The following is a 21,045-nucleotide window of genomic DNA, read 5'->3' as shown; positions in this document are numbered from 1 at the left end:
AATCCGTGTCCTCATTCAATACCATGTGTCGTAAGACATATGTGCCGACATGAACGGACGCCTTCAAGGAGAATGCCGTGATTATCAAAGGTATGCCCGTGGGGCCTATACAGGCCAATTGCTACGTGCTGGGTTGCGAAGTTACTCGAAAGTCCGCTGTAATCGATCCGGGGGATGAGGCGGGGCGCATCCTTGGCATTTTAGATCAGGAAGATCTCCAGCTCGAGTACATCATCAACACACACGGTCACTTTGATCATGTGGGGGCAAATCGCGCCGTCAAGGATGCTACAGGGGCCAAACTGGTGGCTCATCAACTGGATACGCCCATGCTGGAGCATCTTTCTCAAGCAGCGGCAGCGTGGGGGATGCATGCTGAAAATTCACCCAAGCCGGACATCTACGTTGAGGATGGGGATACGATCATGTTGGGACGGATCGAACTGAAGTTTCTGCACACGCCGGGGCATTCGCCGGGGGGGATCTCAATTCTATCCGACGGGGTCGTATTCGTGGGGGACCTGTTGTTTGCGGGTTCCATCGGGCGCACGGATTTTCCCGGAGGCGACTACGACACGTTGATACGGTCGGTGGAAACCAAAATCTTCTCGCTGGCGGACAACGTCCAAGTCCTCAGCGGGCACGGTCCCGCCACAACGGTGGGTCGCGAGAAACGTACGAATCCGTTTTTCCGATAGGAGAAGAGGAAGAAAATCTTGGCCGTGCACCTTCCTTCGAATGTTACCGCTGAAGAAACTTTCACCCGGGATTTAAAGACTAGACAAATCCGCGACACGGACTGCATTGTTTACCGCTGCTTCCTTCCGGACCTGACGGGGTTCACAACCCGCTAAAGCGTATTTCGGGTTCAGGGCACCGCTAGCTCCCCATCTAGCACGGCCAAGATAATGGATGGAATTGCGATTATGCTCCGGTGTCTCTTCGCTCGCCCAAAGAGCCGGTTCTTCTGAAACCCGGTTTTATCGCCGAACGAAACACCGTTCATATTAAGTCTATAACACCTTGAGCGTTTATTTCAACCTGTTCAGTGATCACGTGGTATTTCTGTCGGTCAAGAGCCATGCCGGGGTGGTGAGACCCTCGATGGGCTTTCCGCCTCGTGTGTTTCCTTGGACGACTGAGTCGGAGTATCTCGAACGGTAGCAGCCGTTTCTAATGGTCGGACCTCGCTCTGTCAAGCGGTTTTTGCCTTATCCGCCAACAAAAAACGTTGATTAATGGTTCATGCTGATGTAAGAATCCGTTCTCATCAACCAGAAAGCTAGGTAAGCAGATATACTACCGAGATTCCTCACATGTGAACCTTTTCGTGTCCTTTCTTCCACGTTATCGTTCCAATTATCTGAGTTGACGGCACTGGCGCGCTGGAAATCCGGCTGCGATCCGGTCCCTGTTACCGTAGGTATTTAGTATGTCGAGTGAGCGAATTCCATGCATGACAAAGGTCCTGGAGCACATCCAGTCCGTACCGCCTTATATTCCCGGGAAACCCATTGAAGATCTGGAACGTGAGCTGGGAATTACAAATGTCATCAAACTGGCGTCGAACGAGAACCCGCTGGGGCCTTCGCCTTTGGCCCTGGAAGCCATCGAAGGAGCTTTAAAGCGCCTCCACAGATATCCGGACGGCAACGGGACGGCTCTGCGCGGCAAGTTGGCGGAACGGTGGAATCTCGATCCCGCATGCCTGGTCCTGGGTAACGGATCGGATGAAATCATAGACCTCTGCATGCGTGTTTTCGTGGGCCTTGGCGAGGAAGTCTTGGTGCCTTACCCTTCTTTTCTCATGTACGAGAAAAGCGCTCAAGCCGTCGGAGGCAGAATAACACGAGCATCATTGAAAACCTTCGGTTTGGATCTGCCTTCCATGCTGGCCTCGGTGCGTCCCGAAACCAAGTTGATCGTAGTATGCCAGCCGAACAATCCGACGGGTGTTGCGATTTCGAGAGCGGATTTCGAGTGGTTTATAGGTGAACTACCGGACGATGTTCCCGTTCTGTTGGACGAAGCTTACGCGGATTTCATACGAGGTCCCGGGACATTTTCCGGTCGTGAGTATCTAGATGATGCTCCCCAACTGCTGACGATTCGAACCTTTTCGAAAGCCTACGGACTTGCGGGCATAAGGATCGGGTATGGGATAGGCAACCCGGAGCTGATAACGCGACTGAATCAGATCCGTTCGCCGTTCAGTGTCAACAGCCTCGCGCAGACGGCCGCGGAGGCGGCCCTGGACGACGATCGGCACCTGAAGCGGACCCTGGAGCTCACATGGGAAGGACTCGACTATTTCTATGGCCAAATGAAGCGACTGGGACGGCCTTTCGTGCCCTCGCAAACCAACTTCCTGCTCATTGATGTCGGTGACGGGAAGGCCGTGTATGAAGACCTGTTGAGGGAGGGAGTGATCGTCCGACCCATGGGCGGATACGGACTTCCCGAGTATATTCGTGTCAATGTCGGTGTCCCTCTAGAAAACAGTCGATTTGTGGAATCGCTGGAACGGGTGCTCCGGACCCGCACGGAAAGCGGCGCCTCAACATAATCGAAGCCGGCGGTCGGGATATGGGATACGAAATCAAATGTCGGACCGTTTGACCTCGTGGGTGATCACCGTTGACGGTCCCTCGGGTTCAGGAAAGAGTTCCGTCAGCAAGCTCCTGGCCCGAACGTTGGATTTCATGTATCTGGACACGGGAGCCATGTACCGGGCGTTTGCCCTGATGGTGTATGAAGATCGCAAGCAGGGTGGAAACCGGGATCTGGAAGCGATGCTGGCCGCTTTTTGTATCCGTTTTGTTTCGGAGGAAGACGGGCATGTTTTTGCCTTCCTCGGGGACAGGGACGTGTCAAACGAGATACGTTTGCCCGAGGTTACCATGCTGGCCTCCGAGCTGAGCAAGCGAAGAGAAGTGCGGCATAGCATGTCGCAGCGACAGCGGGAATTTGCCCGGGATGCAAACCTGGTGGCTGAAGGTCGCGATATGGGCACCGTGGTTTTTCCCGATGCACAAGTCAAGTTTTATCTGACGGCGGACCCCGTTGTGAGGGCTCGCAGGAGATATCTCGAGCTGAAGGCTTCATGTCGGGAAATCCTTGAAGAAGAGGTCCTCCGGGACATTGAGAGGCGAGACAAGCAGGATAGCGAACGAAAAGAAGCGCCGCTCCGGCCCGCGCCGGGAGCCGAGATCATAGATTCTTCCAGGCGATCGTTGGAGGAAGTACTGGCTATGATGTTAGGAGTCGTGAGAGTCAAAATGAGCGGAGTGGAAATTTGACATTTACATAGACATTTTGGTAAGGTATATCTTTCACCGGTCGTGTGGGCCAATTGTGGTGAATACACTATAGGGGGTTACTGTGCATGGAGGAGCCAATCGTTAACACCAACAACCAAACCGACAATCAAAGGGACCCGGAAGAGCAAGGTCGCGCGGGAACGCCGAAAGCAACCGGTGACGCGAACTCTTCCGCTGCTGCGCAACAAGCGTTATCAGGGAAGGACGATTCCGTGTCAGGCGCCGATGGCAATGCAAGTCGGGATTCCGAAACTCGGGAAGACGACGTGTCAATGGAATCCATGGACATGAAAGAGCTGTACGAGGAGAGCCTGCGGTCTCTCCAAGAGGGTGAAGTCATCGCAGGGACTGTGATTCAGGTCACCAAAGACTTTGTTGTTGTGGATGTGGGTTACAAGTCTGAAGGGCAGATCTCGATTTCAGAATTCTTGGATGAACAGGGTGAAGCTCAAGTGGCAGTGGGTGACACCATTGATGTTCTTCTCGAACGACGGGAAGATGAAGATGGCGAGATCCTGCTCTCGAAGGAAAAGGCCGCAAAGATCAAGGTATGGGACGACATTCGCCGGGCGTATAATGAAGGCCAGGTGATCAAAGGCGCCATAACGGCGAGAGTAAAAGGCGGATTCACCGTAGACATCGGCGTTCCGGCCTTTTTGCCGGGTTCTCAGGTGGACCTGCGCCCCGTAAAGGATATGGATTCCCTTGTAAACAAGACGTTTGAATTCCAGATCCTCAAGTACAACAAGAAGCGCAGCAATGTGGTCATCTCGCGAAGGGCTATTCTGGAACAACACCGGCAAAAAGCTCGCGAAACGACCCTGAAAAAGATACAGGAGCAAGACGTACTCATTGGTATCGTCAAGAATATAACGGACTACGGAGCATTTATCGATTTGGGCGGACTGGACGGTTTGCTTCACATAACGGACATGTCCTGGGGGCGCGTCAAGCATCCTTCCGAGTTGATCAAGATCGGCGACGAAGTCAAGGTCAAGGTCCTGAATTTTGATCAGGGAACGGAGCGTGTTTCCTTAGGCATGAAACAGCTGCAGCCCGACCCGTGGACCACCGCATCGGAAAAATATCCTCCCAGCGCCCGGATTCAAGGGCGTGTGGTCAGTTTGACGGATTACGGTGCGTTCGTCGAAGTGGAGGAAGGCATCGAGGGCTTGATCCATCTGTCGGAGATGTCTTGGACAAAGAAGATTCGGCATCCGTCCATGGTAGTGAACGTGGGTGATGAAGTGGAAGCCATGGTCCTGGATATTGACCCAACCAACAGAAGAATTTCTCTTGGTTTGAAGCAGGTCGAGCCCAACCCTTGGGATGTGATCGGAGAGAAATATCCGGTGGGGACCATCATCGAAGGAAAGATCAAGAACATTACGGACTTCGGAGTGTTCATCGGCATTGACGAAGGAATTGACGGGCTGGTTCACATTTCCGATCTTTCCTGGACCAAACGGGTCAAACACCCATCCGAATTGTTTAAGAAAGGCCAGGAAGTTCAGGCCAAGGTGCTGAAAATCGATCGTGAAAACGAACGGTTCTCTCTGAGCATCAAGCATGTGACGCCCGATCCTTGGGAAGAGATTCCGAGGAAATACAAGGTCGGCAGTCGAATATCCGGTACGATCACCAATGTGACGGATTTCGGCATCTTTGTCGAAGTCGAGCCGGGCATCGAAGGTCTCATCCATGTCTCGGAAATCAGCGCCGAGAAAGTTAAGACCCCTGTCGGGCAGTTCAATGTTGGAGACGTGGTTACTGCCAAGGTTGTGAACGTGAATCGCAAGGAGCGAAAAATCGGACTTTCTCTTCGCCGTCTCGAAGAGGAGAGCGACAAGGCGACCATTCGCGATTACCTCAGCGGTTCGTCAACGTCATTTCCAAACCTTGGAGACCTGCTAAAAGAAAGCAGAGAGGCAAATCAGCAACAGTCCGATCCGGACGATTCAACGGAGGAATAGGAGGCCGGCCCGAACGGTCGACAGGATGACGTACGGTCGGAGGTTTGGTCCGTCCATCCGATGCGGGTATAGTGGTGTGCCGAAAGATCATCCGTAAGGCGGACGCTCCGGTTCTTTCAGCGGTGCATCATGCCTTCCTCCTCTTTTGCCAATGAAGAAACACCCCGTATTGTTTTCGATGGCGATGATTGTTCTAATCATGGCGGTGTTGTGTGCTGCGGTCATTGGCATGCTCTACCTGTCGAGCGGTTCCTCCGGTGCTCCATTCGGCGATCAAGTGGCTCTCCTCGAAATAAGGGGTGTTATATCGGACGGTAAGCCCTTCACGGATTTGCTGGCTCAGTACAAGGAAGACAAGGACATCAAGGCCATTATCATCCTGATCGAATCTCCCGGAGGTGGGGTTGCGCCATCACAGGAAACCGGTGGTAGCGTTTCTCGGGAACGTGGCGGCGTCAGGAGGCTATTATATCGCCGCGGGAGCAAACAAGATCGTTGCGAGCCCGGGAACCATCACGGGCAGCATCGGGGTGGTGATCCAGCTTTCCAATGTGCAGCAATTGTTCGAGAAACTGGGGCTCGATTTGTTCTCAATAAAGGCCGGGAAGTACAAGGACATGGGATCCCCATACCGGGATATGACCGAGGACGAACGGAAGTTGCTGCAGAACGTGATCGACGACGTTCACGAACAATTCATCGCGGATGTGGCGAAGGGACGTGATCTTTCCGAGGGGCAGGTCCGAGACATTGCAGACGGACGAATCATGACGGGATCGCAGGCTAAGGAGTTGGGCCTGGTGGACGAAACGGGCAATTTCGAAGACGCCATGCGAATTGCAAAATCCCTGGCGGGCATCCATGGGAAAGTCGCCATCGTTCAGCCCGCTCGAAAAAGACATTCGTGGATGGACTATTTCTTGGACGAGTTTTTAAGCGGTGTCACGGAGCGGTTAGGCATAAACAGCCCCAGACTTTTGGCCCTCCACTAGAAGCCCTTTAAGGGTATAGGTCCAGTTCTCGTTGAAGTTACGGCTATGCTGAAATCTGAACTGATAGAACGTACGTTTTCCAACCATGCGGATGTACTCCGGGGGGACTTGGAACTCTTGGTGAACCTGTTTTTTGAAACCATGAGTGACGCACTCCGGAAGGGTGATGCCGTAGAGATCCGGGGGTTGGGTCGTCTGAAGGTGGTTGAAAGGAAGCCAAGAGCCATCCGCAATCCGAAGACGGGGGAAACCAGCTACCAACCCGCACGACGTCAGATTCATTTCAAAGCGGGAAAAGAGATTCTCGAAAGAATCAATCGCTGACATCCGGAAGATCTCGATGTAGGGACACATTTCCCCGCTTTTCAACAGGCGGGGTTTTTTTGTTTGAGGAAGTTTTGGAACCTGCTGAGCAGAGGGATCGTCTCGAACACATTCGATCCGGAAAGTTGAAGGTTGCGTTCGGCAGCCGGCTGAAGGGGGTCCGGGGTGTGATCACGTTGGGTGTGCGTCCAAACCTCGAGGACTACAGCCCGGCCGAATGGTCATGCATTCGAAATGCGCCTGTCCTGTACTATCCTACGGCGCTGCTGTCGCAACCGCTTCTCGCTTTAGGGAAGAGACTGTTTCCGGGGTATGCATCCTGCTACTATGCAGGCGACAAAATCAGACAGACGACCCTGTTTAAGCTGATGGGAATTCCCCATCCCAGGACCCGGCTTTATTTCCGGAGACATTTTGAGGACATCCTGAGGGATTTCGACTTTCCGTTCGTGGCAAAGGCGCCCCGCGGATCCGATTCAGGTCGAGGCGTCTTTCTGGTTGACAGCCGGGATGAATTGAAGCGGTATTTGGAGAACACCCCCGTTGCCTACATCCAGGAATACTTGAATAACGCGATAGACTATAGAGTAGTGTTGATCGGATACAAGCCGGTGTTGGCATATCGTCGGACCCCCGCTGCCGGCGAATTCAGAGCCAACGTGGCTCGGGGGGGGGCTATTGACTTCAACGACATACCGGAGGCCGTTATCGAAATTGCCGATAAAACCGCCCGGTCTTGCCAATTCGACGATGTGGGGGTGGATGTTGTCAGTAGCGGTTTACGTTACTATGTGCTTGAGGCCAACTTCCGCTACGGAAGAAAAGGGTTTAAGGCGGCGGGCTTGAGCTATAAAGGCATCTTAGAAGAAATGCTGGCGAGAGGTGAGATCTGAATGGAACCCGGCAAGGTGGTCGAATACATGGAGGATCGAACGTTCAGGGTCGCGGTATGCCTCCAGGACCGGGGGAATAGGATCCAGGCCTTGAATGAAGCCGGCCGCGAAGTGAACCTGGGAGTCGCTCGCATTCTCCACATAGACAGTCGTTCGCTGAACCTGAAAGAACCCCGGCATCGTGTCGAAGAACAAATCCGGGCTGTAGCGGCGAAAAGGAAAGAACTTCAGGAACGGATTGACGTGAAAGAGGTGTGGGAACTCGTTGAAGGGGAAGACACGAGCTTCGATCCCGGGTTCCTGGCGGACTTGGTGTTTGGCGACGCTTCGTCTCCGGACCACGAGGCCGCGTTCGTCCGAGCCGTCATTAATGATCGTATCCACTTCAAGTATAAAGACAATCGGGCCTATCCCCAGACTTCCGAAAAGGTGGCGTTGTTGCTCGAACAGAGGGAAATCGAAGCCCGACGGGAAGAGGAACTGATCAGAGAAAGTGTATGGCTGAAGAACACCCTGGCGCATGGAAAGATCCCGTTGGACATCGATGAGCACGGCGACTTGATCGAGGCGCTCAAAGCGGCTGCCTTGGGCGATTGCACAGCCCCCTTGTTTCGAAAAGGGGAGGCGTTGCTCAAACGGGCGGAAGTCGGAAGCACGGACAAGGCGTTCGAAGTTCTGGTGAAGCTGGGTGTGTGGACCCCGGATCAAAACCTGGACCTCGATCAGTATCAGGTGCCTATCGCGTTTCCGGATGAGGTGGAGGAACAGACAAGACGGATGGTGGCGGAAGGTCCGGGCTCCGCTGAAGGCAGAGTGGACGCCATGGGTCTTATGACGTTGACCATTGATAGCATGGCGACGTCGGATTTTGACGATGCGTTAAGCATAGCAAAGACGGATTCAGGCTTCCAACTGGGCATTCACATCACGGATGTGTCTTCTTACATAGGTCCGGGCACTCCCTTGGACGAATGCGCAAGGGAAAGAGGGACGTCCATCTATATGCCCGACGAACGGATCGCGATGCTGCCCGCCGAGGTCTCGGACAAGCTGTGCAGCCTTCGGGCAGGCGAAGAAAAACTGGCATTAAGCCTGCTGGTGGATCTGAATTCCAGTCTGCAAGTCGTGGGATATCGCTTTGTGCCGAGCGTCATCCGCGTGAAACGGCGCATGACCTACTCGGAAGTCAATTTGCTGCATGACCGCGACGAAGATATTCACCTGCTCGCCCGGATTACCCGGCAATTGATGCAGGAGCGGTTGGATGCGGGCGCTATTCCGCAACCTCCCTTCGAGATCGCCGTATTCATAGAACCGGATGGTAATATTTCGATTAAGAAGATCGAGCGGGACAGCATCAGCCGGATCATTGTTTCGGAGAGCATGATACTTGCCAACCGTCTTGCCGCGGAATTTCTGGGTTCGATGGGTGTACCCGCATTTTTCCGGAGCCAGGGCCCGCCGAAGGAGCGTATCGAGGGTGATTTGAATAACGACCTGTTCTGTATTTTCAAACAGCGAAGGCAACTTCAACCACTGAATCTTCAAACGCGCGTGGCCGCTCACAGTTGCCTGGGAGTGCCTGCATACACGAATATGACGTCCCCGCTTCGAAGGTACATGGATCTTGTGACCCAGCGACAAATCATGTCCGCTCTTTCGGGCGGGTCCCCGGTGTATGGGGAGGAGCAACTGGCGGAGATGCTCGTCGAGCTGGAACCCGCGGTCAAGCGCGCCAATATGATCAAAAACCGGCGTCACCGATACTGGATGCTGAAATACTTCAAGAAGATGCAAGGACAGACCGTTCAGGCGTTGGTGCTCGAGAAACATGCTCGAAATTACAGAGTGGTGCTCACGGATGCCTTATTCGAGTGCAACCTTTCCTTTCTTCCGACCGTACAGCTTCAACCGGGCGAATTTATTCAGGTACGCATCGATCGTTCGAATCCTCGAGACGACGTGTTCAGGATCAGTCTCAGTTAATTTCTCCCCCAAAGATCCAGCATCTTTTCCAAGGTTTAGCTTTGATTTTTTCTTTTCTTTTTGTTGGATTATGCATATAATTCTTTTTTTTCGGGATGTGACCCCGTGAATCAATACGTGCTCCAATTCGTCAGGCACCTTCAAAAAGATAGGGGGTTGTCTCCGCACACGGTTCGGGCCTACCGGAGTGACCTTCAAGCGTTTCTGCGCTTTGCGGCAGAGCACTGTGATAAAAAAGAGGCGTCGCCGGGGGAAGTCGATCATTATCTGATACGATCGTATCTGGCCGAGTTACACGGTACTTCAAAAAAAACGAGTATTAATCGTAAGCTTTCCTCGCTCAGGAGCTTTTTCAGATATCTCCTCAAGAACGGTGTCATCCAGCGGAATCCTGTTGCAGCCATTTTTTCGCCACGTCAGGAAAAGCCGGTTTCGCGGTTCCTACCGGTGGACGACATGTTCGCTTTGCTGGACGCCGCTCAAGAGGAAACAGTCCTGGGCCTGAGGGATCGAGCTATTTTAGAGACCCTCTATTCCGCCGGTCTTCGAGTGAGCGAGCTGACCGGGTTGAATGTGGGTTCCGTTTTTTTTGAGGAGAACTGTGCGCGGGTAATGGGCAAAGGGAGTAAAGAGCGGGTTGTGCCCATCGGTTCGAAGGCGTTGACGGCCATTCGACGCTACCTTGAGAAGTCTGAGAACCTGCGAAAAAAACGTTCGGCTTCAAAGGGTGCAGAAGCGCTGTTTCTCAACCATCATGGCGGTCGCCTCACTCCTAGAAGCGTGGCGCGCATAGTGGATAAATACATCCGACTGTGCGGCTCGAACATGAAGGTGAGCCCCCATGTCCTGCGGCATTCCTTTGCCACGCACCTTCTGGATTCGGGGGCCGATTTGAGGGCCATACAGGAGTTACTTGGACACGCGAGCCTGTCCACTACACAAAAATATACTCATGTAAGTCTGGACAAGCTCATGGAGGTGTACGACGCATGCCATCCACGCAGTCGAGAATGATCCGTGAATTCAGGGGGACGACGGTCCTGGCGCTGCAGCACCGGGGAATCACCGTGATGGCCGGGGACGGCCAGGTAAGCATCGGTGAAACCGTGGTAAAGGCCCGAGCGAGGAAGGTGAGAAAGCTTTACAACGATAAGATACTGGCCGGATTTGCCGGAGCCACGGCAGATGCCTTTACCTTGTTCGAACGTCTCGAGGCCAAACTCGATCAGTATAACGGGAATCTCACCCGATCGGCGGTGGAGCTTGCAAAGGACTGGCGGACCGATAGAATACTGCGACGCCTCGAGGCATTGCTTCTGGCGGCGGACCGGGAGCGTTCCTTTCTGATCAGCGGTACGGGGGACGTTATCGAACCGGATCAGGGGGTAATGGCCATTGGTTCCGGAGGACCATATGCCCTGTCCGCCGCATTGGCATTGGTACGGAATTCGGATCTGGGGGCAGTGGAAATTGCCCGAGAGGCCATGCGAATAGCCGCATCCATTTGTGTATACACCAATACCGAGATCATTATCGAGGAGCTTTAACGCCATGTCCGGCCCTCAAACCCTGACGCCGCGGGAAATCGTGTCCGAACTGGACAAGTTTATTATAGGACAGCGTAGAGCCAAACGGTCCGTTGCGATTGCGTTGCGGAACCGGTGGCGACGCCAGCAAGTCGACGAGGAGTTGCAGGACGAAATAGCTCCGAAAAACATTATCATGATCGGACCTACGGGAGTGGGGAAGACGGAAATCGCTCGCAGACTGGCCAAATTGACTCAGTCCCCTTTCCTGAAAGTCGAAGCCTCGAAGTTCACGGAAGTGGGTTATGTGGGTCGAGACGTGGAATCCATGATCCGGGATCTCACCGAGCTGGCGATCGGCATGGTAAAGGCCGAGGCTCAGGAGCGTGTACGGATACGAGCGGAAGAAATAGCTGAAGAGCGTTTGTTGGATGTACTGCTGCCCATGCCTAAACGGGAGGAAAGAACCGACGAATCGGATTCGGGCGACAAGACGTTGGAGGTCGTTCGATCTCCGAGTGAACGGGAAGGGAATACGCGGGAGAAGATCCGCCGGCAGCTGCACGCCGGGAAGCTCGACCATCGCCTTGTGGATCTGGAAGTGCCGGACCGGAACGTGCCTTTTGTAGAAATCCTGTCGGGTCCGGGCATGGAAGAGGTGGACATCAATTTTAAGGACATGTTTGGAAATATGTTTCCGAAGCGCACCAAGAGACGGAAGATGCGGGTACCGGAAGCTTTGAGGGTCCTCCAGCAAGAGGAGGCCCAGCGACTGATCGACATGGATGATGTCACTTCGGAGGCCATTGATCGCGTGGAACAGGGCGGCATCATTTTCTTGGATGAGATCGACAAAATCGCGGGACGGGACCATACGCAAGGCCCGGACGTGTCTCGGGAAGGGGTTCAGAGAGATTTACTCCCCATTGTAGAGGGCAGTACGGTTACCACAAAGTACGGGATGGTGAGAACCGACCATGTCCTTTTCATTGCTGCGGGTGCCTTTCATAGCTGCAAACCGTCCGATCTGGTCCCGGAGCTGCAGGGTCGATTTCCGATTCGGGTGGAGCTGGAAGCTCTTGGAAAAGAGGATTTCATTCGCATTCTGACGGAACCGCAGAACGCGCTCATCAAACAATACGTCGCCTTGCTCCAAACGGAGGGCGTAGAACTGATTTTCGACGACGAAGCCATTGAAGAACTAGCGGATATCGCTCAATTTGTGAACGAACGCACGGAGAATATAGGTGCTCGCAGACTGCATACGGTTTTGGAAGCACTCCTCGAAGACGTATCCTTCCGCGCTCCGGAGATGTCGGGAGAGCGAATGACCATTACACGGGAATATGTCCAATCCAAGCTGTCCGACATCAAGAAGGATGAAGACCTGAGCCGTTACATCCTATAGTGTATCCGTTCAACACAGAAGAGAACCGGGGGGGTCCTGCCGATGGAACCCAATGTACAGGAACGCGACACATTGAAAGCACAGACCCTGATAGAGGCCCTACCGTACATTGTCCGCTTTCACAATGAGACGGTAGTGATCAAGTATGGCGGGCACGCCATGGTGGACACCGAGCTCAAGACCGCTTTTGCACTAAACGTAATACTGCTCAAGTTTGTAGGGCTGAATCCACTGATCGTGCACGGCGGAGGTCCGCAGATCGGAAGGGTGCTCGAGCGCATGCAGATTCCGACGCAATTCGTCGAAGGCATGCGCGTCACGGATGAACCGGTTATGGATGTGGTGGAAATGGTTCTGGTGGGCCGGGTCAACAAGGAGATCGTAACCTTGATCAACCAAAACGGCGGATCCGCCGTGGGGTTGAGCGGAAAAGACGGCGGGCTTATTCACGCCCGGAAAATGCAAATGTACCGCGACTCCGGGACACCCGAGCGACCGCCGGAAATCATCGATCTCGGCATGGTCGGAACGGTGGAGACGGTTCATCCTGCCATACTGCAAACGCTCGAGCGGGACGGATTCATACCGGTGATTGCGCCCGTGGGAGTGGGATCCGAAGGAGAAACCTACAATATTAACGCGGACCTCGTAGCCGGGAAAATTTCCGAGGCGTTGAAAGCAAAGAAGTTGATCCTACTTACCGATGTTCCCGGCGTAACGAAAGAGGACGGCACGTTGGCCTCTACGCTTCGAGCCTCCGAGGTCGAAGAAATGATTCAACGGGGAGAGATTCGCGGCGGAATGGTCCCCAAGGTGCGATGCTGCTTGGAAGCTTTAAGAAACGGAGTGGAGAAAACGCATATCATTGACGGTCGAAGAAAGAACGCCGTTCTGCTGGAGATATTCACCAATACAGGAATTGGAACTGAAATCGTTCTGGACTCACCACCGAAAGAAACTTGAACCATCATCTGGAGCGCCACCAATGAATCTCAAGGAGCTTGAAAAACAGGTTATCATGCAAACGTATGCCCGGAACAACCTGGCTCTGATTCGAGGTAAGGGCGCCAGGGTCTGGGACGAAGAAGATAACGAGTATCTCGACTTCGTCGCCGGGATAGCCGTCTGCAATTTGGGTCACGCCAACGAGGCGGTTGCGGATGCCGTGTGTAAACAGGCGAGGACGCTCGTTCACACATCGAACCTATACTACACCGAGCCTCAGGTCCGGCTTGCCCGGCTCCTCACGGAGCACTGTTTTGCCGACAAGGTGTTTTTCTGCAACAGCGGAGCGGAAGCGAATGAGGCGGCGATCAAGTTGGCGCGGAAATACGCAGCCGACAAATACGGCAAGGATCGCTTCAGAATCATTACTACGGAGATGTCGTTTCACGGAAGGACCATGGCCACACTGACGGCCACCGGTCAGGCCAAAGTGAAGAAAGGGTTCGATCCGCTGCTGGGAGGGTTCCTGACGGTGCCGTTCAGCGACTTGGAAGCGGCCCGACTGAAGATGGATGACTCGGTGTGCGCATTTCTGGTGGAGCCGATCCAGGGGGAAGGCGGGGTCATTCTCCCCTCCGAAGGGTACCTTCGCGGCCTGAAGGAATTGTGCCGGGAACGGGGCGTGTTGCTCATGTTCGACGAAGTTCAAACCGGAATGGGGCGGACCGGCGCGCTTTTCGCCCATCAGGTATACGGAGTGGAACCTGACGTAATGACACTGGCCAAGGCGTTGGCCAACGGGTTGCCGATGGGCGCGATGCTGGCCCGGGACGAGGTGGCCCAGGCCTTCGGGCCGGGAAGCCATGCCACGACGTTCGGAGGAACGCCGCTGGTATGCGCGGCGGCCATCGCCGTACTGCAAACATTGACTTCGAAGGGATTTTTCGAAGATCTGAACAGGCGCAGTGTCATTTTTGAAAAAGGGCTTTTAGAGGTCGCCCGCAGCAGTCCGATTGTAAGGGATGTCAGGGGCAAGGGAATGATCTGGGCTCTCGATCTGGATCGGGAAGCCAAGCCGTTTGTGGGGGCGGCCCAGTCCAAGGGTGTGCTCGTGAACTCCGTGCAGGAGAGAACACTTCGCATGACGCCTCCATTGACGGTAACTGAAGCCGAGATGGGACGGCTGATGGAAGTATTGAAAGAAATTCTCAGGTGACAAGACGTATGAAAAGGGATCTGCTGAGCATTTTGGACCTTTCCAGAGAGGAGATTCTGGAACTGTTCCATCTGACGAGACGATTGAAGGAACGCTGGAAGGCCGGCCGTGTAGAAACCGTGCTTCAAGGGAAAACGTTGGGGCTGCTTTTCGAAAAGCCGTCCACGCGGACCAGGGTTTCATTCGAAGTGGCTGTGTATCAACTCGGAGGGTCCTGCATCTACCTTACGGCCGGTGATACACAGTTATCGAGAGACGAAACTCCGGAAGATACGGCGCGGGTACTGGCCAGATATTTGGATATCCTCGCCGTCCGTACCTATCGCCAGGAATGGTTGGAGAATATGGCCCGCTCTTCGAGACGGCCCGTGATCAATGCCTTGACCGACCGTTTCCATCCCTGCCAGGTGTTGAGCGACGTATACACGGTGTTCGAGAGGCGTGGTTCGTTGGATGGACTTCGGGCCGCCTGGGTCGGAGACGGAAACAATGTCGCGCATTCGTGGATCAATGCAGCCGCGCGTCTCGGCTTTGAACTCACGTTGGCGTGTCCCGAGGGATACGATCCGGATCCGGAAATACTGGGGTCCGCCCGCCGCGAGAATCCGTCGATTCGAATTGTCCGGGATCCGAAAGAGGCCGTAAAGGGATGCCACGTGATCAATACGGACGTCTGGGTGAGTATGGGGCAAGAAGATGAAGCCGAGGCCCGGCTGAAAGCATTTCGGGCGTACCAGGTTAATCCCGAGTTGGTGGCCCACGCTCTGCCCGACGTTATGGTGCTTCACTGTCTTCCCGCTCATCGGGGTCAGGAGATCACCGCCGATTTCTTGGACGATCCGGAAGCCGTGGTCTGGGATCAGGCGGAGAACAAAATGCACGTTCACAAAGCAATCCTGCTAAAACTGTCAGGAGGCGAAATTGACTGAGAATATCCGGAAAATCGTATTGGCGTACTCCGGTGGCCTGGATACATCGGTAATCCTGAAATGGCTTCAAGAAACGTACGATGCGGAGGTCATTGCCTTTGCCGCGGACCTCGGTCAGGGAGAGGAACTCGAGCCCGTGGAGGCAAAGGCCAAACGTACCGGCGCGTCTAAGGTGTATATCGAGGATCTCAAAGAGGAATTCGTTCGGGATTTCGTATTTCCGGCCTATCGAGCCAACGTCTTGTACGAGGGCACGTATCTGCTCGGCACCTCGCTGGCGCGCCCCCTGATCGCAAAGAAGCAGGTCGAGATTGCGGCTCTGGAGAATGCGAACGCGGTCAGCCACGGAGCGACTGGAAAAGGAAACGACCAGGTACGATTCGAGTTGACCTATATGGCGTTGAATCCTCAACTCACCATCGTCGCGCCCTGGAGGATTTGGGATTTCGGATCTCGGGAAAGCTTGATTCAGTATGCCCGTCGCCACGACATCGAAGTTCCGGTGACACGTCAGAAACCCTACAGCTGTGACCGGAACTTGCTACACCTTAGTTTCGAGGGCGGCATACTCGAGGACCCCTGGGCGGAACCTCCTGAAGAGATGTTCGTTTTGACCGTGTCGCCTGAAAAGGCGCCGGACAAGCCGACGTATGTCGAAATCGAGTTTGAACGGGGAGATGCGGTGGCCCTTGACGGTGAGCGTCTCAGTCCTGCGGAATTGCTTGCGAAGCTGAACGCCTTGGGCGGAAAAAACGGGATCGGCCGCGTGGACATGGTTGAAAATCGGTTTGTGGGCATGAAAAGCCGTGGCGTATACGAGACTCCCGGCGGAACCATATTGCAGGTGGCCCATAGGGCCATCGAGTCCATTACCATGGATCGAGAGGTCATGCACCTCCGGGACTCGTTGGTCCCGAAGTATGCCGAGCTGATCTATTACGGCTTCTGGTTCGCCCCGGAACGGAAGCTGATGCAGGCGATCGTGGACGAAGCCCAAAGTAACGTCTACGGTACGGTCCGACTGAAGCTCTACAAAGGAAACACCCTTGTTGTGGGGCGCAGGTCCGCTCGATCGTTGTATTCCGTGGATCTTGCGACATTCGAAGAAGACAACGTGTATAACCAGGCAGATGCAACGGGGTTCATCCGGCTAAACGGTTTGCGCCTTAAGATTCAAAAACTGCTGGATAGGACGAATTAAACGTGGGGACAACCAGAAAGCCCTGGGGGGGCAGATTCAACCTGAATACCGACGGCATCGTCGAGAAGTACACGGCTTCGATTGATTACGATAAGCGTCTGTACCCCTACGATATCGAGGGGAGCGTGGCGCACTGCCGAATGCTGGCCAAACAGGGCATTATTGCGAACGAAGAGGCGGATCAGATTATCGAAGCCCTCGGGCGAATACACCGGGAAATGGACAAAGGGGAGTTCAAGTTCGACGTGGGTCTCGAAGACATCCACATGAATATCGAGTCTCGACTGATCGATCTGCTCGGGCCCCTAGGACAGAAGCTTCATACCGCCAGAAGTCGCAACGATCAGGTAGCGTTGGATCTCAGGTTGTATCTGAAAGAAGCTGTTGAAACCTGCTCTCAAATGTTGAAGGAATTGTGTAAGGCATTGGTGATACAGGCGAGGAACAATCTCGAGCTGGTGTTGCCCGGATACACGCATCTGCAGAGAGCGCAGCCGGTGCTCCTGGCCCACCATCTGCTGGCCTATGTGGAGATGTTTTCTCGCGATCTGGACCGCCTGAGAGGGTGTGCGCGGAGAATGAACGTACTTCCCCTTGGAAGTGCGGCCCTGGCGGGAACGCCATTTCCCATCGACCGGGAATATACGGCCAAATTACTGGGCTTTGACGGCGTCTCGCGGAACAGCATCGACGCCGTAAGTGATCGGGACTTTGTGGCGGAGTTTCTATTCGACATGTCCATGATCATGATGCATACTAGTCGCCTGGCGGAAGAACTCGTGCTCTGGAGCACAAAGGAATTCGATTTTGTGGAGATGTCCGACGCGCATACCACGGGAAGTTCGATCATGCCACAAAAGAAGAATCCCGATGTGGCGGAACTGGCCCGAGGAAAGACCGGCCGGGTCTATGGAGCCCTGGTGTCCGTGCTCACCGTGATGAAAGGATTACCCCTGTCCTACAATCGGGACATGCAGGAAGACAAAGAGCCGGTTTTTGACGCATCCGATACGGTGACTGCTACTCTTTCCGTGCTTGTTCAGGTCATCAAAGGCCTGAAGTTCAATGGCGATCGGATGTTTCAGGCCACTCAAAGCGGTTTTCTGACGGCCACGGACCTGGCGGATTACCTGGTTCGGAAGGGATTCCCCTTCCGGAGGGCGCATCATGTTGTGGGAGAGATGGTGCAGTATGCCGTGAATCGGGGCAAAGAACTGTATGAACTGGAACTTTCCGAGCTGCGAGAGTTTTCGAGAAGCATAGAGGAAGACGTGTACCGAGTGCTGGACGTAAGCAGCTCACTCGAAACACGCAACGTCCATGGAGGCACGTCTCCCGTACGCGTACGCCGGGAGCTGGAGCGATTCGAGAAGGAATTATGGGACGACGACTCGCAGCCTTGATGATGCTTCTCTTGTTCTTCGCTCTGATCGGTTCGTGCGGGAAGAAAGGGCCGCCTGTCATTCCTGATCGCGAGAAAACATCGAGTGTAATCCAACCCGCGCCGCCGAATTTGGTGGGTTTCCTTCCTCGACCCAACCGCCATTTTCCATCTCCTCCCGACGGGGTGGAGATGTGCGATTTCTCGTCTCCCTTCCTTCGGGGGCAGTGTGGGAGCGGGGGTACGGTAGGCATCGATATGGCTTAGATATAAGCCTTTCGATCAAGGATAGGACAAACTTCGTCATCGGATTACCTTTGAAGTAACCCGTCCTCGCAGGAAACCGACGTATGAACGCATGGATCGGTCATTCTTTTGTGAAAATGCACGGGTGCGGTAACGATTTCATTCTGTTGGACGATCGGGATGATCGTTTGGATGCATCGATTTCGCCCTCCGTCGTCAGGAAACTATGCGACCGTCGTTTGGGCATTGGCGCGGATGGCCTGATCCTGGTTCGGAACTCGAAACACGCCGATTTTGGTTGGCGATTTTTCAATTCCGACGGGAGCATAGCTGAGCTGTGCGGCAACGGAGCGCGATGCGCCGCCCGTTACGCATATATGACGGATGTTGCTCCCAGAGAGATGACGTTGGAGACTCTAACAGGTATTCTCCGGGCGGTTGTGGTGGATGACCGCCGTGTCAAAATCGAAATGCCTCAGCCTAGGGATCTTTCGATGGACGAGCAGCTGTTTCTCGGCGGAGAGCGTTTGAGCGTATCCGTCATCAACACGGGTGTTCCCCACGCGGTGGTTTTTGTCGGGCGCCTGGACGATTTCCCGATACTGACCGCGGGCAGGGCGTTGCGGAACCACGAACGTTTTCAACCCGGCGGTTCAAACGCCGATTTCGTTCGTGTCCTGGGTGGCAATCAGCTGGCAATCAGAACGTACGAAAGAGGAGTAGAAGACGAGACACTGGCGTGCGGGACCGGCGCGGTCGCCGCAGCGCTCGTCGGAATAAAGCGGAATGGCATGCAACCACCCATATCCGTTGTGACAAAAAGTGGTGAGCGTCTTACTGTTCACGCCGCTTACCGTAGTGACTCCGAATTCGGACAGGTGTTCCTGGAAGGAGCCACGACCATCGCTTTTCAGGGGTGTATTTCCGCTGAATTATTCTTTTCTACAGGAGATTAGTTATGTTTTCAGGTTCTATTGTTGCGATTGTAACACCGTTTCGAAACGGGCAGGTTGACGAGGAAGCATACCGGGGGCTGATCGAATTTCAGATTGAAAATGGGACGAGCGCCATCGTTCCATGTGGTACGACAGGAGAATCCGCCACCCTGTCCATGGAAGAGCATAACAGGGTGATTGAGATTTGTGTGGACGCCGTTCGGAAAAGGGTTCCCGTCATCGCGGGCACCGGAGGGAACAGTACCTGGGAAGCAGTGGAACTGACCCGACACGCCAAAGAGGTGGGGGCCGATGCTTCTCTTTCCGTAACCCCGTACTACAACAAACCCACACAGGAAGGGCTCTATCAGCATTTCAAAACGATCGCCAAGGAAGTGTCGTTTCCAATCGTTCTGTACAATGTTCCGGGTCGTACATCGGTAAATATGCTTCCCGAAACGGTAGCGCGTCTGGCGCAAATGGAGGAAATCGTGGCCATCAAAGAGGCTTCCGGCTCCATAACCCAGATGACGGAAATCGTGGTTAAATGCGGGGACAGCATCGTGCTGCTGAGTGGGGACGACGGAATTACACTACCGTTGCTGAGCGTGGGGGGCAAGGGAGTGATCAGTGTTGTGGCGAACATAGCGCCCAAACAGTCAGCCGAATACGTGGGTGCGTATTTGGAGGGCCGGCACGAGCAGGCTCGAGAAATGTTCCTGAACCTGTTTCCTCTATGCCAGGCGATGTTCATCGAAACCAATCCTCTTCCAGTCAAAACGGCGTTGGCTCTCATGGGTAGGATTCAAGAGCAATTTCGACTGCCCATGTGCGAAATGGCGCCTGCAAGCAAAATCAAACTCGAATCCGTTCTGCGGCAGTACGGCTTGATCTGAACGGTTCGCGCGACACCCGTCTGACAGGGAAAGGGTTAGAGATGGTCAAAGTGATTATCGCCGCTGCATGCGGCAAGATGGGACAGGAGATACTGACTGCAGCCTTGGACGATCCCGAGATAGAAGTTGCCGGCGTTTTTGAACGACCGGACCATCCTCGTATCGGAGAAGAAATCTCGAACGGGCTGCGGTTGGCGCCCCGGATAACGGAAGTGATCGATGCGGGAGACGTGCTCATTGATTTCAGTCACCATACGGCTTCGATTGAACACGCCAGAGTTGTGGCGGAACACAACAAACGGGCGGTAGTGGGAACGACCGGGCTCACGCCCGAGGAATTAAGTGAAATTAAGAGCCTGGCCCACAAAGCGCCTTTCGTCGTAGCGCCGAATATGAGTGTAGGCATCAATCTGATGTTCAAGCTGGTACGGGAAATGGCGACGGTTCTCGGCCCCGCTTACGACATCGAGATTATCGAAGCCCATCATCGAATGAAAAAGGATGCGCCCAGCGGGACGGCTTTGCGATTGGGAGAAATTCTGGCCGAAGCGGGTAACGCGACTCTTGCAGACGTCGGAGTTTTTTCACGTCATGGCATGATCGGCGTACGTAAGGACCGGGAAATCGGACTTCAAACGATCCGGGCGGGCGACATTGTGGGAGAGCACACGGTGCTGTTTGCTGCTCCGGGAGAACGGCTCGAGCTGACTCACCGGGTCGGCAACAGGGCCAATTTTGCTAGAGGCGCAATCAAGGCGGCGCATTGGGTGGTGCATCAAGGCGCCGGGTTTTATGACATGCAGGATGTATTGGGCTTGAAATGATCCGATCCGTGTCTCCGGATCGCCCGCGGGATGAAGAAAAGCGCCTCGTC

General features: G+C 54.3%; 19 protein-coding genes and 1 other RNA gene. 19 read left to right on the top strand and 1 reads right to left on the bottom strand.

Annotated elements, in window-relative coordinates:
• The first annotated feature begins 77 nt into the window (after positions 1 to 77).
• Complete coding sequence (locus tag HY788_02995) at positions 78 to 698, top strand: MBL fold metallo-hydrolase (protein ID MBI4773142.1); 621 nt, start codon at positions 78 to 80, stop codon at positions 696 to 698.
• Positions 699 to 780: 82 nt separating this feature from the next.
• Here HY788_02995 and ffs read toward each other — a convergent pair.
• Positions 781 to 863: signal recognition particle sRNA small type (gene ffs, locus HY788_02990), an RNA gene on the bottom strand.
• A 593-nt stretch (positions 864 to 1,456) separates the two neighbouring features.
• Here ffs and HY788_02985 point away from each other — a divergent pair.
• The 18 genes from HY788_02985 to HY788_02900 all read left to right on the top strand — a co-directional run bounded on the left by HY788_02985 (position 1,457) and on the right by HY788_02900 (position 20,995).
• Positions 1,457 to 2,566, top strand: a complete 1,110-nt coding sequence (locus tag HY788_02985) for a histidinol-phosphate transaminase (GenBank protein ID MBI4773141.1) — start codon at positions 1,457 to 1,459, stop codon at positions 2,564 to 2,566.
• Positions 2,567 to 2,603: 37 nt separating this feature from the next.
• The gene (locus tag HY788_02980) at positions 2,604 to 3,299 is read left to right on the top strand and encodes a (d)CMP kinase (protein ID MBI4773140.1); all 696 of its coding nucleotides are present in this window, start codon (positions 2,604 to 2,606) and stop codon (positions 3,297 to 3,299) included.
• An 86-nt stretch (positions 3,300 to 3,385) separates the two neighbouring features.
• Positions 3,386 to 5,293 (top strand): 30S ribosomal protein S1, encoded by a 1,908-nt coding sequence (locus tag HY788_02975; protein ID MBI4773139.1) that lies wholly within the window; start codon positions 3,386 to 3,388, stop codon positions 5,291 to 5,293.
• A gap of 404 nt (positions 5,294 to 5,697) precedes the next feature.
• Positions 5,698 to 6,285 carry a signal peptide peptidase SppA gene (gene sppA / locus HY788_02970; protein MBI4773138.1) on the top strand — a complete coding sequence of 196 codons (588 nt, stop codon included), beginning with the start codon at positions 5,698 to 5,700 and terminating at the stop codon, positions 6,283 to 6,285.
• A 45-nt stretch (positions 6,286 to 6,330) separates the two neighbouring features.
• Positions 6,331 to 6,609: an integration host factor subunit beta gene (locus tag HY788_02965; GenBank protein MBI4773137.1), complete on the top strand. Its 279-nt coding sequence runs from the start codon at positions 6,331 to 6,333 to the stop codon at positions 6,607 to 6,609.
• Positions 6,610 to 6,683: 74 nt separating this feature from the next.
• Positions 6,684 to 7,502, top strand: coding sequence for a RimK family alpha-L-glutamate ligase (locus HY788_02960; protein MBI4773136.1), 819 nt, complete (start codon positions 6,684 to 6,686; stop codon positions 7,500 to 7,502).
• Complete coding sequence (locus tag HY788_02955) at positions 7,503 to 9,488, top strand: RNB domain-containing ribonuclease (protein MBI4773135.1); 1,986 nt, start codon at positions 7,503 to 7,505, stop codon at positions 9,486 to 9,488.
• A gap of 105 nt (positions 9,489 to 9,593) precedes the next feature.
• The gene (gene xerC, locus HY788_02950) at positions 9,594 to 10,502 is read left to right on the top strand and encodes a tyrosine recombinase XerC (GenBank protein ID MBI4773134.1); all 909 of its coding nucleotides are present in this window, start codon (positions 9,594 to 9,596) and stop codon (positions 10,500 to 10,502) included.
• Positions 10,499 to 11,035, top strand: a complete 537-nt coding sequence (gene hslV / locus HY788_02945) for an ATP-dependent protease subunit HslV (GenBank protein MBI4773133.1) — start codon at positions 10,499 to 10,501, stop codon at positions 11,033 to 11,035. Before xerC ends, hslV begins: the two co-directional genes overlap by 4 nt.
• 4 nt (positions 11,036 to 11,039) lie before the next feature.
• Entirely contained in the window at positions 11,040 to 12,422 is a 1,383-nt protein-coding gene (hslU, locus tag HY788_02940) for an ATP-dependent protease ATPase subunit HslU (GenBank protein MBI4773132.1), read from the top strand.
• Between the two features lie 42 nt (positions 12,423 to 12,464).
• Positions 12,465 to 13,385, top strand: coding sequence for an acetylglutamate kinase (argB, locus tag HY788_02935; GenBank protein MBI4773131.1), 921 nt, complete (start codon positions 12,465 to 12,467; stop codon positions 13,383 to 13,385).
• 22 nt (positions 13,386 to 13,407) lie between these two features.
• Positions 13,408 to 14,583 carry an aspartate aminotransferase family protein gene (locus tag HY788_02930; GenBank protein MBI4773130.1) on the top strand — a complete coding sequence of 392 codons (1,176 nt, stop codon included), beginning with the start codon at positions 13,408 to 13,410 and terminating at the stop codon, positions 14,581 to 14,583.
• Positions 14,584 to 14,591: 8 nt separating this feature from the next.
• Positions 14,592 to 15,512 (top strand): ornithine carbamoyltransferase, encoded by a 921-nt coding sequence (gene argF / locus HY788_02925; GenBank protein MBI4773129.1) that lies wholly within the window; start codon positions 14,592 to 14,594, stop codon positions 15,510 to 15,512.
• A complete protein-coding gene (locus HY788_02920; protein MBI4773128.1) occupies positions 15,505 to 16,713 on the top strand; it encodes an argininosuccinate synthase in 1,209 nt (402 codons plus the stop codon). Before argF ends, HY788_02920 begins: the two co-directional genes overlap by 8 nt.
• Positions 16,714 to 16,715: 2 nt before the next feature.
• A complete protein-coding gene (argH, locus tag HY788_02915; GenBank protein ID MBI4773127.1) occupies positions 16,716 to 18,116 on the top strand; it encodes an argininosuccinate lyase in 1,401 nt (466 codons plus the stop codon).
• Between the two features lie 340 nt (positions 18,117 to 18,456).
• A complete protein-coding gene (locus HY788_02910) occupies positions 18,457 to 19,296 on the top strand; it encodes a diaminopimelate epimerase (GenBank protein MBI4773126.1) in 840 nt (279 codons plus the stop codon).
• 2 nt (positions 19,297 to 19,298) lie between these two features.
• Positions 19,299 to 20,171, top strand: coding sequence for a 4-hydroxy-tetrahydrodipicolinate synthase (locus HY788_02905; protein MBI4773125.1), 873 nt, complete (start codon positions 19,299 to 19,301; stop codon positions 20,169 to 20,171).
• 41 nt (positions 20,172 to 20,212) lie between these two features.
• A complete protein-coding gene (locus HY788_02900; protein MBI4773124.1) occupies positions 20,213 to 20,995 on the top strand; it encodes a 4-hydroxy-tetrahydrodipicolinate reductase in 783 nt (260 codons plus the stop codon).
• Positions 20,996 to 21,045 lie beyond the last annotated feature (50 nt).

The organism is Deltaproteobacteria bacterium (assembly GCA_016208165.1).
In the GTDB taxonomy this organism is placed as follows: domain Bacteria; phylum Desulfobacterota; class Desulfarculia; order JACQYL01; family JACQYL01; genus JACQYL01.
This window is presented reverse-complemented; position numbering and strand designations above follow the sequence as displayed.

Excerpts from the sequence above, each read along its gene's own strand:
- HY788_02975 (MBI4773139.1), top strand. The coding sequence starts at position 3,386 with ATGGAGGAGCCAATCGTTAACACCAACAACCAAACCGACAATCAAAGG.
- HY788_02985 (MBI4773141.1), top strand. The coding sequence starts at position 1,457 with ATGACAAAGGTCCTGGAGCACATCCAGTCCGTACCGCCTTATATTCCC.
- HY788_02900 (MBI4773124.1), top strand. The coding sequence starts at position 20,213 with ATGGTCAAAGTGATTATCGCCGCTGCATGCGGCAAGATGGGACAGGAG.
- HY788_02965 (MBI4773137.1), top strand. The coding sequence starts at position 6,331 with ATGCTGAAATCTGAACTGATAGAACGTACGTTTTCCAACCATGCGGAT.
- hslU (MBI4773132.1), top strand. The coding sequence starts at position 11,040 with ATGTCCGGCCCTCAAACCCTGACGCCGCGGGAAATCGTGTCCGAACTG.
- HY788_02955 (MBI4773135.1), top strand. The coding sequence starts at position 7,503 with ATGGAACCCGGCAAGGTGGTCGAATACATGGAGGATCGAACGTTCAGG.
- HY788_02905 (MBI4773125.1), top strand. The coding sequence starts at position 19,299 with ATGTTTTCAGGTTCTATTGTTGCGATTGTAACACCGTTTCGAAACGGG.
- HY788_02930 (MBI4773130.1), top strand. The coding sequence starts at position 13,408 with ATGAATCTCAAGGAGCTTGAAAAACAGGTTATCATGCAAACGTATGCC.
- argF (MBI4773129.1), top strand. The coding sequence starts at position 14,592 with ATGAAAAGGGATCTGCTGAGCATTTTGGACCTTTCCAGAGAGGAGATT.
- argB (MBI4773131.1), top strand. The coding sequence starts at position 12,465 with ATGGAACCCAATGTACAGGAACGCGACACATTGAAAGCACAGACCCTG.
- hslV (MBI4773133.1), top strand. The coding sequence starts at position 10,499 with ATGATCCGTGAATTCAGGGGGACGACGGTCCTGGCGCTGCAGCACCGG.
- HY788_02980 (MBI4773140.1), top strand. The coding sequence starts at position 2,604 with ATGTCGGACCGTTTGACCTCGTGGGTGATCACCGTTGACGGTCCCTCG.